Source organism: Pokkaliibacter sp. MBI-7, from assembly GCF_029846635.1.
In the GTDB taxonomy this organism is placed as follows: domain Bacteria; phylum Pseudomonadota; class Gammaproteobacteria; order Pseudomonadales; family Balneatricaceae; genus Pokkaliibacter.
Window position 1 is genome coordinate 2,868,066 of sequence record NZ_JARVTG010000001.1, and the last position, 15,361, is coordinate 2,883,426.

The 15,361-nt window shown below is 50.8% G+C and carries 14 protein-coding genes; 13 read left to right on the forward strand and 1 reads right to left on the reverse strand.

Translation table 11 applies throughout. From position 1 onward, the window contains the following. Positions 1 to 79: 79 nt before the first annotated feature. The 7 genes from QCD60_RS12855 (at position 80) to ggt (ending at position 8,235) form a co-directional block, all read left to right on the forward strand. Positions 80 to 283, forward strand: coding sequence for a hypothetical protein (locus QCD60_RS12855; RefSeq protein ID WP_279785901.1), 204 nt, complete (start codon positions 80 to 82; stop codon positions 281 to 283). 26 nt (positions 284 to 309) lie between these two features. After that, positions 310 to 1,434 carry a ThiF family adenylyltransferase gene (locus tag QCD60_RS12860; protein ID WP_279785903.1) on the forward strand — a complete coding sequence of 375 codons (1,125 nt, stop codon included), beginning with the start codon at positions 310 to 312 and terminating at the stop codon, positions 1,432 to 1,434. A 299-nt stretch (positions 1,435 to 1,733) separates the two neighbouring features. Further along, a complete protein-coding gene (locus QCD60_RS12865) occupies positions 1,734 to 2,531 on the forward strand; it encodes a ThiF family adenylyltransferase (protein WP_279785905.1) in 798 nt (265 codons plus the stop codon). After that, positions 2,521 to 4,692: an ATP-binding cassette domain-containing protein gene (locus QCD60_RS12870; protein WP_279785907.1), complete on the forward strand. Its 2,172-nt coding sequence runs from the start codon at positions 2,521 to 2,523 to the stop codon at positions 4,690 to 4,692. The genes QCD60_RS12865 and QCD60_RS12870 overlap by 11 nt, the downstream gene beginning before the upstream one ends. Positions 4,693 to 4,745: 53 nt before the next feature. Beyond that, entirely contained in the window at positions 4,746 to 5,405 is a 660-nt protein-coding gene (locus QCD60_RS12875; RefSeq protein ID WP_279785909.1) for a TIGR02117 family protein, read from the forward strand. A gap of 186 nt (positions 5,406 to 5,591) precedes the next feature. Next, positions 5,592 to 6,152, forward strand: coding sequence for a zf-TFIIB domain-containing protein (locus tag QCD60_RS12880; RefSeq protein WP_279785911.1), 561 nt, complete (start codon positions 5,592 to 5,594; stop codon positions 6,150 to 6,152). Positions 6,153 to 6,453: 301 nt separating this feature from the next. Next, positions 6,454 to 8,235 (forward strand): gamma-glutamyltransferase, encoded by a 1,782-nt coding sequence (ggt, locus tag QCD60_RS12885; RefSeq protein ID WP_279785913.1) that lies wholly within the window; start codon positions 6,454 to 6,456, stop codon positions 8,233 to 8,235. A 131-nt stretch (positions 8,236 to 8,366) separates the two neighbouring features. Here the strand turns inward: ggt and QCD60_RS12890 are convergent, their stop codons facing one another. Beyond that, positions 8,367 to 9,368 (reverse strand): helix-turn-helix domain-containing protein, encoded by a 1,002-nt coding sequence (locus QCD60_RS12890; protein WP_279785915.1) that lies wholly within the window; start codon positions 9,366 to 9,368, stop codon positions 8,367 to 8,369. 139 nt (positions 9,369 to 9,507) lie between these two features. On the opposite strand from QCD60_RS12890, the gene QCD60_RS12895 reads away from it, so the two are divergent. From QCD60_RS12895 to QCD60_RS12920, 6 genes are all read left to right on the forward strand, one after another. Then, the gene (locus QCD60_RS12895) at positions 9,508 to 9,903 is read left to right on the forward strand and encodes a rhodanese-like domain-containing protein (RefSeq protein WP_279785918.1); all 396 of its coding nucleotides are present in this window, start codon (positions 9,508 to 9,510) and stop codon (positions 9,901 to 9,903) included. 182 nt (positions 9,904 to 10,085) lie between these two features. Next, positions 10,086 to 10,781, forward strand: a complete 696-nt coding sequence (locus QCD60_RS12900; RefSeq protein WP_279785920.1) for a flagellin — start codon at positions 10,086 to 10,088, stop codon at positions 10,779 to 10,781. Between the two features lie 120 nt (positions 10,782 to 10,901). Then, positions 10,902 to 11,420: a GNAT family N-acetyltransferase gene (locus QCD60_RS12905; RefSeq protein ID WP_279785922.1), complete on the forward strand. Its 519-nt coding sequence runs from the start codon at positions 10,902 to 10,904 to the stop codon at positions 11,418 to 11,420. A gap of 93 nt (positions 11,421 to 11,513) precedes the next feature. Further along, on the forward strand, positions 11,514 to 12,260 hold the full coding sequence (locus QCD60_RS12910) for a class I SAM-dependent methyltransferase (RefSeq protein WP_279785924.1): 747 nt from the start codon (positions 11,514 to 11,516) through the stop codon (positions 12,258 to 12,260). 245 nt (positions 12,261 to 12,505) lie between these two features. Beyond that, a complete protein-coding gene (locus QCD60_RS12915; RefSeq protein ID WP_279785926.1) occupies positions 12,506 to 14,311 on the forward strand; it encodes an aminopeptidase P family protein in 1,806 nt (601 codons plus the stop codon). Between the two features lie 120 nt (positions 14,312 to 14,431). Beyond that, positions 14,432 to 15,331: a class III extradiol ring-cleavage dioxygenase gene (locus QCD60_RS12920; RefSeq protein WP_279785928.1), complete on the forward strand. Its 900-nt coding sequence runs from the start codon at positions 14,432 to 14,434 to the stop codon at positions 15,329 to 15,331. Positions 15,332 to 15,361: the final 30 nt, after the last annotated feature.

Sequence of the window (15,361 nt, forward strand, 5' to 3'; positions counted from 1 at the left end):
AACAGTGTTCGTATAGATGCTTATGAAGGCCTTTTAAGCGAAGTTCCCTAAATAACTCTGAATATTTCGTGAGATATAAATGAATAAAGTGAGTTTAAAATTTCAAGAGATTGAAGAAGTTCATGCAGGTTCTGGATATAGCGATGGCTGTTCGGGCGGCAGAAGTGATTGCTGTACTCGAGTATGTACAAGAGCAAATGATAGCTCAGATGATAGTTCAGACGGCAGCCTAGCTGCATGGGATGATTATTTTGAAGTTAATGCTGGTGTACTTCAGTATTGAGCAAAACTTAAGGAGGTGGCTAGCTTTTGCTAGCCTTTTTTATGTTTGATCTAAAGTTAAAAGTTAAAAATAGTGTCGATGTTTACGTATCGGATCATAGCGAATCAGAGTTGTATGATATTCAATTTTATAAAATAAATACTCGAGAGAAAATTAAGATAAGATCTACATTAGATGTCGTAAAACTGATTTCCAATTTAGATGGTGAGATAAGCTTGCTGGAAGCTGCTAAATCTATGGGAGAATTTTCTCATGAGGAGTTATTAGAATTAGTAGGCTATTTAGTCAAAAATGGAATCTTGACTCATCAAGAATATGAAATCTATGAGGGCTCTAGATACGATAGGCAAATTGCATATTTCGATGATCTTTTAACAGATAGAAGCGGCTTAGAGGCACAGAAATTATTATCAAAAAAGAAAGTTTTAATTCTTGGTGCTGGAGCTGTTGCTAGCTCTATTGCGAGTTTGCTTATAAGGGCAGGGATACAATACTTAATGATTGTGGATGATAGAAAAATAAGGAAGAGTGATATCGCTAGGCATATATATGTTAATGGGGAGAATATAGGTCAATATAAAGCTGCAAGCCTTGCTGAGTATTTGAGTAAAATAAATTCTGCTGCTGTAGTTAAGCATGTTACTGAGAGAATATATCCGAATACTAGTTTGGAAGGAATTATTTCAGATGATATAGATATTGTTATTAATACTGCTGATGAACCATATATTGGTCATCTGACTATAAAAATAGGTCGTTATCTATGGGAGAAAGATATTGCATTATATGTATCTGGTGGCTTCGATGCTCATTTAATGAGTACTGGTGAGTTGATTGCTAAAGGGTTCACTCCTTGTTGTGATTGTTGCGCGGGTACATTTAAACAGGCTCTAAGTAATTGGAAACCTCAATATAGAAAGAGTGATGAATCCTCCGAAAAAAACAAAAAAAATAATAATATTAAAAACTCGGGTTCGCTCGCACAAAGTCTATATTGCGCTGGAGTAGGTGCTATGAACATAATTGATTACTTGCTTGGAGGGGTCCGAAGGAATAGTAAACTAAACTTTAGGGGAGAATATCTGATTAATAATGGGACCCATACTTGGTTTGAGATGGCAAAGCAAAAAGGTTGTAAGTATTGTGGTTAGTGAGAACTCTATATTTAGATTGCGGTCTTCAGTTGCCATTAACTATGATGGTTCTATTCTAAATTTTTTTCTATCTAATACAAGGGAAAATTTTTCTATTAAAATTGAATTTCAAAATGTATTAAGCTTTCTTATGTCATATGATGGTCTGACAAGTTTAGATAGTATCGGGGAAAAGTTTCCTGATTTGGATTTTAATGAAATTCTAGATATTACAATGTTCTTAAATAAAAAAAAGGATATTGATTGAGGAAAATGCAATATATCCAGAAACAGTGCTGTTAGACAGTTATCGAACTATGAGTTTTATTGAAGACTATTGCCGATCAACCAAGGAGGCACTGGATTTATTCTCTAGTCTTAAAGACAAAAGAGTCCTAATCATTGGTATGGGGGCTGTTGGAACATGGGTTATAGATGGTCTAGCTAGATTTGGAGTAGGACATTTTACTATTGTTGATGATGATATTGTTGAACTCACTAATATTCACAGGCAAAATTTTTTTACAGAAGATGATATAGGTAGTTATAAGGTTGATGTTGTAGAAAATGCTATAAGCAAATACTCAAATGCAAGAATAAATACTATTAAGAAAAAACTAGATGATGGTTTTTTTAATCAATATACCAATGATTTTGATCTTGTAATAAATTGTGCAGATTTTCCAAGCGTAGACTATGTGACTAATGTCATAGGATATGAGTGTATGAAGAGAGCTATTCCGCATATTATTGGTGGGGGATACAATCTACACTTGAGCCTTATTGGGCAAACAGTTATACCATTTAGTACTGCTTGTGTTAAATGTTTTGAATCTCATTTGACTGAAATAAATAAAGTAGAATTAAATGGCGTTAAGAAACTCAAAAGATCTAATCGTAAAATTGGGAGCTTTGGACCATTATGCTCTATCGCTGCATCAATGACAATCGTAGATGCAATGAAAATTCTTATAAGAAAATTTGAATTCATAAATAACGAAAATAAAAGAATTGAATATATTACCGAAAAGAGAGATTTTAAAATATTTGAGGTTACAAGAAAAGATAATTGTGAATGGTGTGGTGAAAAAGGAATCTTCAGTGATGGATTATAAGGATAATATTTTTTTTTCGAAAATAGAAACTAATAATTTAAAAAAAGTAAGTGTATCTGTTCCAGTTCAGTCAATATTTGCAATCACAGGGGTTAGTGGCGGAGGGAAAAGTTCATTAGCCTATGGAACGATATACGAAATATGTCGACAAGAGTTTCAAACTATAGAAAGTGGCTACATAGAAGAGACTAATTATAAAGTTGAAGATTTTGGAAATATCAAACCTGCAGTTGCTATAAAACAATGTAATGAAAATATTAATCCATCTTCAAGTATATATACATATTTAAACTTTTCATCACTATTAGCTAGTTACACTGGAAATTCAGAAATGAATATCCCTCCGCATCTGTTAAAAATAAACAAGCCAAGTTTATGCTGTGATGCTTGTCATGGTTTAGGAGTTATATATGAGCCAGATGGAAATAAGATAGTGAAATTCGATAAGAGTATAAGAGATGGATCTTTTGTTCCCTGGGTGAATAGATTTCATTCCATTTACAATAATCTTTTGATGGATTTTTGTGGTAGAAAGAATATAGACACTACTATTAGATTAGACAAAATTTCGAAAGAAAGTCAGTACTTATTGTTACACGGTGAGGATGACATTGAGTTTAAAATAGGTTATAAGCACGGCAATAAAAGACGGTATAAAACACTCACTTATACGGGTATATTTAAATTTATAGAAAATTTATCTAAATCTAATATCAAGTCTGATTATGAGTTGTTTAAAAAATACTCCTCTAAAATCCAATGTCGCAAGTGTTTAGGAAGTGGTTTGTCCAACTCTTTTGAGGGTTTATTCATAGGGAATATCTGCTTCTCTGACTTTCTTACAAAACCTGTTAATGAGATTTTGTTCAATAAAAATTTTATATCTTCTCACCTCTATAAAATTGTTAATATTTTGAAAGAAATCCATGATATTGGGCTAGGCTATTTGTCACTGAAGCGATCGATTCCGACTCTTTCAGGAGGTGAGCTTCAGAAGTTAAATTTTGCAAGAGCATGTACTTCAAAAATTACTGGAATTATCTATATTTTGGATGAAATATCTTCCCAGGTGCACTGCAGTGATTACAATATTTTTTTGAGAAAAATCATTGACTTAAAAAATAAAAGAAATACTTTGATTCTAGTTGAGCATAACCCATATTTTTTAATAAATGCTGATGAAGTTATTACGATTGGACCTGAGCCTGGAGCCAAAGGAGGGTATTTGTTGAGTAATGATGATTTTTATGAGAGTTTTTCTTTAAATAAAGCTGTCTTCTTTAAAGAAAAATTTTCTGTGCATATTAAGAGTTTTAATAATATAAGTGATCTCACTTTCAATTTCCCTGAAAAATCAATAACTGCTCTTGTTGGAAAGTCTGGCTCAGGGAAGTCTAGTATTGCTAAATATATTTACAATTATTTTGATGAGGTCACCTACATCTCTCAAGTCTCAGTAAAGGGAAATATTACTTCATCCGTTGCTTCATATACAGGAGCAAACAGTCTATTTGCTAAAATTTTCGCTAAAGCTTTTAATAAAAATGAAAAATTTTTTATGCCTAACGAAAATAGTGAAATTGTCTGCGACGTATGCTACGGGAGAGGTGAAATAAAATATAATCGCAGTTTCGAGAGTGATATAACTATTCTTTGTCCTAAATGCGATGGTAAGATTTTTTCCGAGTTTTCGGATTTATATAGAATAAAGGGATACTCTTTGATTGAAATCTATGATGCGCCTATAGAGGAAATTAATCTTTATTTCCCTAGCCAAATTTTTGAAAGCGTAATAAATGTCGGATTAGGTCATCTTAGTATTAATAGAAAAATAAAAACACTTTCTGGTGGGGAACTGAAAAGGATAAAGTTAGCATCAAACATCCCTGCTAAAAAAATAACGAATAGAATTCTTATAGTAGATGAGCCAACTTCAGGACTAGATAATAAAACTGCATTAGCAGTAGTTGATTTCATATCACAGTATAAAGATCGCTATAAATTTATAATTGTCATTGACCATAAGCCTGTCGCTTTTATGTCTGCAGATTATTTGTACGAAATTGGTCCTGGTTCTGGAGATGAAGGGGGGGATATAGTGTATGAAGGAAGTCCGAATTACTATTATGAGAATAAGTATCTGCCTTTCTTAAAAGGCTAGCTCATGTCATCAATGCTAATTCTTGTACAGAGTTTAAAAGGACTTTGTAAACCATGACTCGCCTCTGCCAGCGCCTGCTCTGGCTTTTGCTGCCCGGCTTTCTTTTCCTTACCGGCTGCAGCGCCTCACCCTGGCAGCACCCGCCGGCCCGGAACGATCAGCAGATGCTTTATGTGGTCAGTCACGGCTGGCACACGGGGATTATCCTGCCGACGGCTGAGCTGTTGCCTGCCCTGAGCTTCCTCAGGGAAGACGTTGCCGATGGGCCTTATGTCGAGATTGGCTGGGGTGACAAAGGCTTTTATCAGGCACCGGAAATCACGGTGAAGCTGACCTTGCAGGCGATGTTCTGGCCGACGGACAGCATTCTGCATGTGGTGTCCGTGCCGGACGCACCGGCTGAGTATTTCAGTACCAGTCAGGTGGTGGAAGTGCCGGTGTCGCGCGAGGGTATGGCGGCGTTGCAGCAGTCGGTACTGGCCACCTTTGTGCTCAATGAACAGGGCCGCGGCATCATCACCCAGCCCGGCATTTACGGTAAGAGCTATTTCTACGCCGCTAACGGCTACTATTACCTGACCAATACCTGCAACCGCTGGACAGCACAGATGCTGGCGGCAGCGGGGCTGCCCATGGCGCCTTTGACCCTGACGGCGGGCGGAGTCATACGGCAGGTTCGGGCAGCGCAGCAGCAGTTGTCTCCTTCACTCTGAGTAAGCACTGGTGCCAGTGAGGGCGCTGAATATCTTGTAACAAGGTCAACGCAGCCCAATATGGGGTAAACCTTTATTTCGCGAAAGCACTGCGGCAGTGGATCGTCCGCGGTGCGCAACTGCCCGGCGGTGCCATTCGTTTCAGGCCGTCCCGGGTACCATCCTTACCATCACACAGGGAATGCCATGATGAAATGTACCAGCTGTAATCAGGGTGAGCTCAAACCCAGCTTTATCGATAGCCTGTTCCGCGCCCATACCTGCAGCCACTGCGGTGGTAACTGGATTCTGATCGAGGATTACGTAACCTGGAAGGAGCGCCATCCTGAGTATCAGTTTGCTGCGGACATGAATCTGGAAGAGCGCGACGCTGAAGACTCCCGGCAGGCACTGCTGTGCCCGATGACGGGGGTATTCATGCAGAAGTTTCGTATTTCCCTGCATAGCAGCCATCGCCTTGATTACAGCTCGGCGGTAGGTGGACTGTGGCTGGACAAGGGAGAATGGGAGCTACTGAAGAAGGAAGGGCTGGCAGGCAGCCTTAATGCCGTGGTGACGCCGCAATGGCAGAAAAGACTGCAGCAGCAGGGTGCCAAAGAGCACTTTGCCGAGCTCTATCGCGACAAGTTTGGTGAAGCCGACTATGCCAGAGTGCAGGAAGTGCGTGCCTGGTTGCAGGCCCATCCGCGCAAGGCGGATCTGCGCGCTTATCTGCTGGCGTTTGATCCTTACTCGGCAGAGCGTTAAGCGGCTGGGCCTGTCTGATCGGACAGGTTTATCCCGTCAGTGCCTTTGCTAAAGTGCGCATCGTCCTATGGCAGTGAATGCTGTCTGGCAATCGCACACTGACATTTGTTGTCATTTGCCCGGCTCAGCCGGGCATTTTTCTTTCTGCCGCTGATGGCACCCTCTGTTTGCTCCTCTGACCCGAATTATCCCGCCAGGATTCACATTGCTGGCTGACTGGTGTATCACATCAGCTGTTGTTCAACAGCGCTGACCTCAGCGAGGTGGTGTGGCCAATCCTATCCAGCGGCAAGGAGCCGATATGAACAAGACCCGTAGTGCATTTGCAATTTCCCTGTTATCGCTGTCTGTCGCCGCCGCGCTGCTGCCTGTGAGCAGCCAGGCGGCCTCCCTTCCCGCCGTCGAAGCGCAGAATGGCATGGTGGTGTCATCTCAGGCGCTGGCATCTCAGGCAGGCATTGATATTCTCAAGCTCGGTGGTAACGCGGTGGATGCGGCCGTGGCCGTAGGTTATGCCCAGGCCGTAGTGAATCCCTGTTGCGGTAATATCGGCGGCGGTGGCTTTATGACCCTGCATCTGGCCGATGGCAAAGATACTTTTATCGACTTCCGCGAAATGGCACCGGCTGCCGCGACCGCCAATATGTATCTGGATGACAAGGGCGAACTGAAGAAGGGCGCCAGTCTGTACGGTTATCTGGCCGCGGGGGTACCGGGCACAGTAAAAGGTCTGGAAATGGCACTGGCGCAGTACGGCTCCGGCAAAGTCAGCCGGGAGCAGATCATGGCACCGGCGATCAGGCTGGCCCGTGATGGCTTTGTGCTGACCCGTGCCGACACCGATGTGCTGGATACCTCACTGCAGAAATTCCGTGATGACAAGGAAGCCAGCAAGATTTTCCTGCGGGCCGATGGTTCACCCCTGCAGCCCGGCGACCGTCTGGTACAGAGTGATCTGGCCAACACCCTCGAGGCGATTGCCAGCAGCGGCGCTGACGCCTTCTACAAGGGTAAGATCCCTGAAGCTGTGGCGGCGGCGTCCAAAGCCGGTGGTGGCATCCTCAGCGTGGAGGATTTTGGTAACTACAAGGCGGCAGAGCGCACCCCTGTGCGCTGTGACTACCGCGGCTACGAATTTATCTCCGCGCCACCCCCCAGTTCCGGCGGCACCACCATGTGCCAGATTCTCAATATTCTCGAAGGCTATGACATCAAGGCCATGGGCTACGGCTCCGCTGAGTCAGTGCATTACATGACTGAAGCCATGCGCCACGCCTATGTTGATCGCAATACCCTGCTGGGCGATCCGGATTACGTCAAAATGCCGCTGGATAAGCTGCTGAGTAAGGAGTATGCCGCCAGCATCCGTAAGGAAATCAGTGCCGATAAGGCCACACCTTCGGAGCAGGTACAGCCCGGTATCGGCCCGCATGAGAAGCCGGAAACCACTCATTACTCCATCGTCGACAAGGACGGTAATGCGGTCTCCACGACCTACACCATCAATGGTCGCTTCGGCGCCGGGGTGATTGCGCCGGGCACCGGTTTCTTCCTCAACGACGAAATGGATGACTTCACCACCAAGGTGGGTACGCAGAACCTGTTCGGGCTGGTGCAGGGCAAGACCAATGCCATTGAACCGGGCAAGCGGCCGCTGTCCTCCATGTCACCGACCATCGTCACCAAAGATGGCAAGGTATTCCTGGTGGTAGGTTCACCCGGCGGCTCGCGTATTATCACCATCACGCTGGAGACGGTGATGAATATCATCGACCACGGTATGGGCCCACAGGAGGCGGTGGATGCACCGCGTATCCATCATCAGTGGCTGCCTGATCAGGTGTCCTATGAAACCCGCGGGCTGTCGCCAGATACCCTGAAGCTGCTGGCAGGTATGGGTTATAAGATGGTCGAACAGACTCCCTGGGGCGCGGCTGAGCTGATTATGGTGGGGCTGCCTGCCGATAAATCCGGTGTAGCCAGCTCAGGGAATGATGGCGCCGTGTCCGGCAAGGTACGTGAAGGCTACCTCTACGGTGCCAACGATGCCCGCCGGCCCGCCGGTGCAGCCATCGGCTACTGATTCACGTTGTAGCGAGGTCAGGCCTGCATGGCTAATACATCAGGCCTGCTTCTCTAACCGCCTGCTAAAGGAGCAGACAGTAAAACGCCCCGTGAGCTCTGGCTCACGGGGCGTTTTCGTCTGGAGCCTGTTTAGCCGTGCGGTGACAGAGGCTGTGCCTGATGTGAGGCCGAGTGGGCGAACTGCTGACGATACTGGCTGGGGCTGATACCCAGCTGTTTGCGAAAATGATGCCGCAGGGTCAGGGCGTTCCCGAAGCCACATTTGTCTGCCAGTGTTTCCAGATCATCTGCTGTGGTTTCCAGATAACCTCGGGCCAGGGTCAGACGCTGGCTGATCAGCCATTGCTGCGGTGTCATGCCGGTGGCGGCGCGGAAATGGCGGTCGAAGCTGCGCCGTGACATGCGTGCCTGATCTGCCAGCTGATCTACGCCCAGCGGCTGGTGCAGGTGTTTCCTGGCCCAGTCGAGGGTAGCGCTGAAACGATCCTGACGCGGCAGGATGGGGGTATCGACAAACTGTGCCTGTCCGCCCTGACGATGGGGTGAAATGACCAGTCGGCGGGCAACACTGTTGGCCACGTCGTAACCGAAATCCTCACGGATGACAGCCAGCCCCAGATCCAGCCCGGCGGCACTGCCTGCTGAACAGCCAAGCTGGTCACGCAGCACGTACAGCACGTTATCGACATAGTCGGTGGTGGGAAAGCGCTGGCGGAAGCTATCGGCATAGCGCCAGTGGGTGGTTGCCCGTCGGCCATTCAGCAGGCCGCTTTCAGCCAAAAGAAACGCACCAGAGCAGAACGTCAGGATGCGCCCGCCCCGCTGATGCAGGGCACGCATGGCATCGAGCAACCCTGCCGGAATGACTTTATCTGCAGCGCTCCAGCCCGGAATCACCAGCATGTCGAAGTCATCCAGTTCGCTGACCTGACGCGCACTGATGAGGATACCGCCGGTGGCCCGCAGCGGACCGCTGTCAAAGCTGATGACCTCTGTCTGATACCAGTGCGGCCATTCCGGCCGTGGCAGGGCAAACAGCTCCACCGCACAGCCAAACTCAAAGGTGGCGAGCTGGTCATAAGCCAGAATGGCCACCCGTGGTGATAAGCGAGCAGGCGTTTGGTTGGGCATGGCAGTACCTGACAGTGGCTGTAGTATTGGCTGGATATTATCGATAGTTGGTAATTAAGCCAATGGGCGCCTGCGGCTGCTTTTTGTACAGTGATGACATCGAGAGCCACTGAATCGGTCTGCAACCAAGGAGAATCCCATGTCTTCAGCCGTATCCCGCCCCGCCGCCGCTCCCAGCAGTGCTGCCGAAGCACACTTTGCCGCCCTGCTGTCTTTTGAAACCGACTGCTGGGATGTGCATCATGCCATCAGCAACGACCGCCGTGACTTCGTGCTGCTGGATGTGCGGGGCGAAGAGGCTTACCAGCAGGGGCATGTACCGGAGGCCCGGCATTTCCCTCACACCCGGCTGAATGCCGACAGTCTGGCTGACTATCCGCTGGATACCCTGTTTGTAGTCTATTGCGCAGGCCCGCATTGCAACGGTGCTGACAAAGCGGCACTGCGTCTGGCCAGACTGGGGCGCCCGGTGAAGAAGATGATCGGTGGGGTGACGGGCTGGCTGGATGAGGGCTTTAGTCTGAGTGTGGTGTGACGCCAGGGTCAGCGAGAATGACGGGCAGGGTATTTACAGTAAATTTACCCGTAGATACCTTGTGTTACGTAACAAAGTAAAATCTGTGCAGAGAAAAACATGCTCCTGTCGGGTTAAAGGTCTATACTTGGCCATTATTTGTACAGCCAACCCGTTGGCGTGATTCAGACAGGGGCGCAACTATGGCCATTTCCTTCAACGCATCCAGCTCGTCTTCGACCAGCCTGCTTGACCGCCTGCAGGAGCAGCAGGAAAAGCAGAATGAGAAGCTGGCCTCGGGCAAGCGCATCAACAGTGCGGCCGATGATGCTGCGGGCCTGCTGATTGCCAACCGTCTTAGCTCCACCATTTCCGAGTCTGATCAGCGTGCCATCAACGCGCGCGATCAGCAGAGCCTGAATAACATCCAGACCGGCCAGCTGAGTGCTATCAGCGACAACCTGCAGCGCATGAACGAGCTGTCGGTAAAAGCCGGTAACCCGCTGTACGCCGGTTCCAAGGCGATTCAGCAAGAGTTGAATAACCTGACCGAAAGCACCAATGCCATCGCCGGCGAAGCGCTGGGCAACAGCAATTTTCTATCGGGTCTGGACGCTTCTGACCCTGCCGCATTGCAGGCGGCTATTAATACGGCATCCAGTACGGTAAACGATAAGGCCACTACGCTGGGCGCTGATACCAACGCGCTGCAGAGCCAGATCAACACCTATCAGGTGTCTTCCATCAATACCGCAGCGGCCCGTTCACGTATCGCCGATACCGACTACTCCAGCGCGGTCAGTGATCAGGCCAGCAACAGCGTGCAGTCACAGATTGCGGTACAGGTTCAGCGCAGCCGTCAGCAGCAGGCAGGTTTGCTGGTTGATACGCTGGTGTGATGCCTGAACGCAGGCCTCGTTCCTGCTGACAAGACTCAGTGTTGATAAGCCATCCCTCGGATACCGACGGATGGCTTTTTTCTTTATGCTGATCGGCCCGCCCTTTTGTCGGAGCTGCTCATGAGCCAGCCAGTTGTTAGTACCGTCAGCCTTCACCCGTATTCACCTGAGTTTCAGCAGGGTGTGGTGGACCTGATCCTGCCTATCCAGCAGCAGGAGTTCGATATTCCTGTCACCCTGGCTGACCAGCCGGACTTGCTCGACATTCCCAATTTCTATCAGCATGGCACCGGTAACTTCTGGGTTGCAGTGGCGGACGGGCAGGTGGTGGGCAGTATTTCCCTGCTGGATATTGGCAATGGTCAGACTGCTCTGCGCAAGATGTTTGTGCATGCAGACTGGCGTGGCCGCGAGCGTGCCGTGGCGCAGCAGCTGTTGCAGCATCTGGTACAGCAGGCCCGCCTGCAGGGCGTACGCGATATCTTCCTCGGCACCACCGCCAAGTTTCTTGCGGCGCATCGCTTCTATGAAAAGCACGGCTTCCTGCTGATCGACAAGGCCGAGCTGCCCGCCCGTTTCCCGGTGATGCAGGTTGATACGCGTTTTTATCATCTGCCGCTTGCCGCCTCCGCAGTCTGACGGCACAGAGTCTGTAACGTTGCCGTGTGGGTGAGACGGAGCACAGATCACGACCCGCGGGGCTGAGCCAGCCGAGAAGGGGGAAATCTAGCCATGGACAACCTCAGTGAGTTTGCCAATGGTCGCGCCTACGATGCGCAGTATGGTCATCTCTATACCGATGACATCGCCTATCTGACCCACCTGCTACCGGAGACCGGCGGGCCGGTGCTGGACCTCTGCTGCGGTACCGGTATCGTCAGCATTCCGCTGGCGCAGCAGGGAGTGGAGGTGATCGGTGTGGATCTCAGTCAGCCCATGCTTGACTGGGCCAGAGCCAAAAGTCAGGGGCTGCCCGTTCGCTGGGTACACAGTGATGTGCTGGCCTATGAGCCGGTGTGGCGCTTTGGCCTGATCACCATGACCGGCAATGCGCTGCAGATGTTTCTTGATGACACCCGTCTGCTGGGGTTGTTTCAGCGGGTAGCGGAGTGGCTGAGTGATGAAGGCAGCTTCGTTTTTGACACCCGCCTGCCCACGCCGCAGCAACTGCATCCCTATGAGGAAGAAGTGGAGCTGGCGCGTTTTCTGGACAGCGAATGCCATGAGGTGGTGGAGCTGGCGACTCGCTACTACGACAGCATCAGCCAGTGCCAGACCTGGCATAAGCGGCGGCTGCGCAATGGCGAACAGCAGCACAGCCAGATCACTCTGCGCTACAGCACTATCGAACAGCTGGAAAGCATGATGTATGAGGCAGGCCTGCAGGTGCAGGCACGCTTTGCTGACTGGCAGCAAACGCCTTTTCAGCGCGAAGCGCACAGCATCGTCTATCGTCTGGGACGAATTCGTCGCCCCTGAACTGAACAGGTGTGCATGATCTGAGTACAGCGTGATGACCGGCACGCGTCCGCTATTTCGGTGAATGCGACGAAGACCGTGATCGGTGCTTGTTGAATGAACGCAATTTGCTAAAGTGCTGCGTTATTCGGATAGCGCTGCTGCCCTGCCGTCTTGCGCGTCTGTGCTACCCGGCAGGGCAGTGCTGGCACGAGGGCGCGGGGTTGCTGTACAGCGGGTCTCGAGAATCCCTTCTGAGGAATGTTATGACAACCACCACTGACATCATTCGTGGCCGTGTCGCGGCCTTGCGTGCGGCCATGGCCGAACGGGGCGTCACTGCCTGCCTGATCCCTTCTGCCGATCCCCATCTGTCCGAGTATCTGCCCAAACGCTGGCAGGGGCGAAAATGGCTGTCCGGTTTTACTGGCTCAGTCGGTACCCTGATTGTCACCGCCGATTTCGCCGGTGTCTGGGTGGATGGCCGTTACTGGGTACAGGCCGAGCAGGAACTGGCAGACACCGGCATCCAGCTGATGAAGCAGGTTGCCGTCCAGCAGGTCGCCTATATTGACTGGCTGGCAGACACCCTGCCTGAGGGCAGTGTGGTTGCTGTCGATGGGCAGGTGCTGAGCCTGACGCTGACGCGCAATCTGCAGCAGGCGCTCAGCGCTAAAAAGATCGGGCTGCGCAGTGATGTGGATGTGCTCGACGCCATCTGGCCAGAGCGTGCCGGCCTGCCAGAGGCACCGATTTACGCCCATGAAGCCCCCTTTGCCACCGTCAGCCGGGCAGAGAAACTGGCCCGTGTGCGCGAGCGCATGCAGGCATCAGGAGCCGACTGGCATTTTATTTCCACCGTCGATGATCTGGCCTGGCTGTTCAATCTGCGCGGCAGTGATGTGTCGTATAACCCGGTTTTTGTCGGCCACGCCCTGCTGGGACGGGATGAGGCCACCCTGTTTATCGCCGATGGCAAACTCAGTGCTGAACTGACGGCGCAGCTGGCCGCAGATGGTGTGAATGTCGCCCGCTATGAGCTGGCACCGCAGAGGCTGGCGGCCCTGCCAGAGGGGACTAGCCTGTTATGCGATCCCAACCGTGTGACCGGTGGACTGATTGGTCAGCTGCCAGCAGGCGTTACGGTACGGGAAGAGCTGAATCCATCGACCCTGATGAAGGCCTGCAAGACGGCCGAAGAGGCTGCCCATGTCCGTCGTGCCATGGAGCAGGATGGCGCGGCACTGTGCGAATTCTTTGCCTGGCTGGAGCGGGCTCAGGCGCAGGGTGAACACATCACGGAGCTGACCATTGATGAGCAGATTACCGCGGCGCGGGCTCGTCGCCCCGGCTTTGTCTGCCCCAGTTTCTCCACCATCGCCGGTTTCAATGCCAACGGAGCCTTGCCGCACTACCGTGCTACCGAGGAGGCGCACAGTGTTATCAGCGGTGATGGCCTGCTGTTGATTGACTCCGGTGGCCAGTATCTGGGCGGTACTACCGATATCACCCGTGTGGTGCCTGTGGGCGAGGTCAGCGCTGCACAGAAGCGCGACTACACCCTGGTGCTGAAGGGCATGATGGCGCTGTCCCGTGCGCGTTTCCCCAAAGGCATCAAGTCACCGCTGCTGGACAGTATTGCCCGTGCGCCTCTGTGGGCTGAAGGCATTGATTACGGTCATGGCACTGGCCACGGCGTGGGTTATTTCCTCAATGTTCATGAAGGTCCACAGGTGATTTCCTATTACGCCCAGCCTGCGCCGCAAACTGCCATGGCCGAAGGCATGATTACCTCCATCGAGCCGGGCATTTACCGGCAGGGGCAATGGGGCGTGCGGATCGAGAATCTGGTCATCAACCAGCCCGCTGCGGGTGAGTTCGGTGAATATCTGCAGTTTGAAACCCTGACGTTGTGCCCTATCGATACCCGCTGTATCGACCTGTCGCGCATGCGTACGGATGAAATCGACTGGCTCAATGGCTATCACGCCGAGGTGCGCACCCGCCTGCTGCCTCTGGTCGAAGGGGAAGCCCGCGCCTGGCTGGAGCGCCGTACCCAGCCGCTGGTATAAGCCGGTCCGTCTCTGATTGCGCTGCCTGATGCAGCGCAGTCTTTCTCAAACAACCACTGATCGACATGATCTTTGCCGCTATGCTGTAGCGTTCTGCATATTGCATTGGCTGGGTTTCGCATGACCGCATCACGTCGTTCTTTTCTCCGACACCTCTCGGGTCTGGTGCTGGGTACCGGCAGTCTGTCTGTACTCAACGTACTGGCCGCAACGCCCAGTACGCCACTGGTTCCGGCCTTGTTCATCGGTCATGGATCGCCGATGAATGCGCTGGAAAACAATCCCTTTACCCTTGCCTGGGACGCCATGGCAAAGACGCTGGCAGGCTTACCTAAACCCCGTGCCATTCTGTGTGTCTCGGCCCACTGGCAGACGCCGGTCTCGACGGTCTCGGTAGTGGCTAAGCCTGCCACTATTTATGATTTCTACGGTTTTCCCGGGGTGCTCTACATGCGCCAGTATCGCGCCATGGGTGTCCCGGAAAGCCTGCAATGGCTGCAGCAGGCCACCACTCAGCCGCTCGCGGCCGATGCCGAACGAGGCCTTGATCACGGTGCCTGGGTGGTGTTATCGCGGCTGTTTCCCCGGGCCGATGTGCCGGTGTTTCAGTTGAGTCTCGGGCAGGATCTGGACTTTGACGGACACTATCAGCTGGCAGCACAACTGGCGCAGTTGCGCCGCCGTGGGGTGATGGTGATTGGCAGTGGCAATATGGTGCATAACCTGCGCTCTGCGCAGGAGGATACTATGTACGGGATGCGGGATCAGGTGCACGGCTGGGCTCAGGAGCTGGATCAGCGCCTGCTGGAGGCCATCGATACGCATGATCATCTGCGCCTGCGTCATCTGCCGGTTACTGAACCTACCCTGTTTGCTCAGGGGCATCCGACGCCTGAGCATTTCCTGCCGCTGCTCTATCCGCTGGCGATGCAGGATAAACAGGACGAGCTGCGCTACTTCGCCAAGGGTTTTGCTCCGGGGTCTATCTCCATGACCTCACTGCTGCTGATGCCAGCCTGAGTGAGCCGCAGAAATAACAAAGCCTGCACG

Bases quoted from the DNA above. Each gene is read 5' to 3' on its own strand.
- QCD60_RS12855 (WP_279785901.1), top strand. From the start codon at position 80: ATGAATAAAGTGAGTTTAAAATTTCAAGAGATTGAAGAAGTTCATGCA.
- QCD60_RS12865 (WP_279785905.1), top strand. From the start codon at position 1,734: ATGAGTTTTATTGAAGACTATTGCCGATCAACCAAGGAGGCACTGGAT.
- QCD60_RS12870 (WP_279785907.1), top strand. From the start codon at position 2,521: ATGGATTATAAGGATAATATTTTTTTTTCGAAAATAGAAACTAATAAT.
- QCD60_RS12875 (WP_279785909.1), top strand. From the start codon at position 4,746: ATGACTCGCCTCTGCCAGCGCCTGCTCTGGCTTTTGCTGCCCGGCTTT.
- QCD60_RS12880 (WP_279785911.1), top strand. From the start codon at position 5,592: ATGATGAAATGTACCAGCTGTAATCAGGGTGAGCTCAAACCCAGCTTT.
- ggt (WP_279785913.1), top strand. From the start codon at position 6,454: ATGAACAAGACCCGTAGTGCATTTGCAATTTCCCTGTTATCGCTGTCT.
- QCD60_RS12890 (WP_279785915.1), bottom strand. From the start codon at position 9,368: ATGCCCAACCAAACGCCTGCTCGCTTATCACCACGGGTGGCCATTCTG.
- QCD60_RS12895 (WP_279785918.1), top strand. From the start codon at position 9,508: ATGTCTTCAGCCGTATCCCGCCCCGCCGCCGCTCCCAGCAGTGCTGCC.
- QCD60_RS12900 (WP_279785920.1), top strand. From the start codon at position 10,086: ATGGCCATTTCCTTCAACGCATCCAGCTCGTCTTCGACCAGCCTGCTT.
- QCD60_RS12905 (WP_279785922.1), top strand. From the start codon at position 10,902: ATGAGCCAGCCAGTTGTTAGTACCGTCAGCCTTCACCCGTATTCACCT.
- QCD60_RS12910 (WP_279785924.1), top strand. From the start codon at position 11,514: ATGGACAACCTCAGTGAGTTTGCCAATGGTCGCGCCTACGATGCGCAG.
- QCD60_RS12915 (WP_279785926.1), top strand. From the start codon at position 12,506: ATGACAACCACCACTGACATCATTCGTGGCCGTGTCGCGGCCTTGCGT.
- QCD60_RS12920 (WP_279785928.1), top strand. From the start codon at position 14,432: ATGACCGCATCACGTCGTTCTTTTCTCCGACACCTCTCGGGTCTGGTG.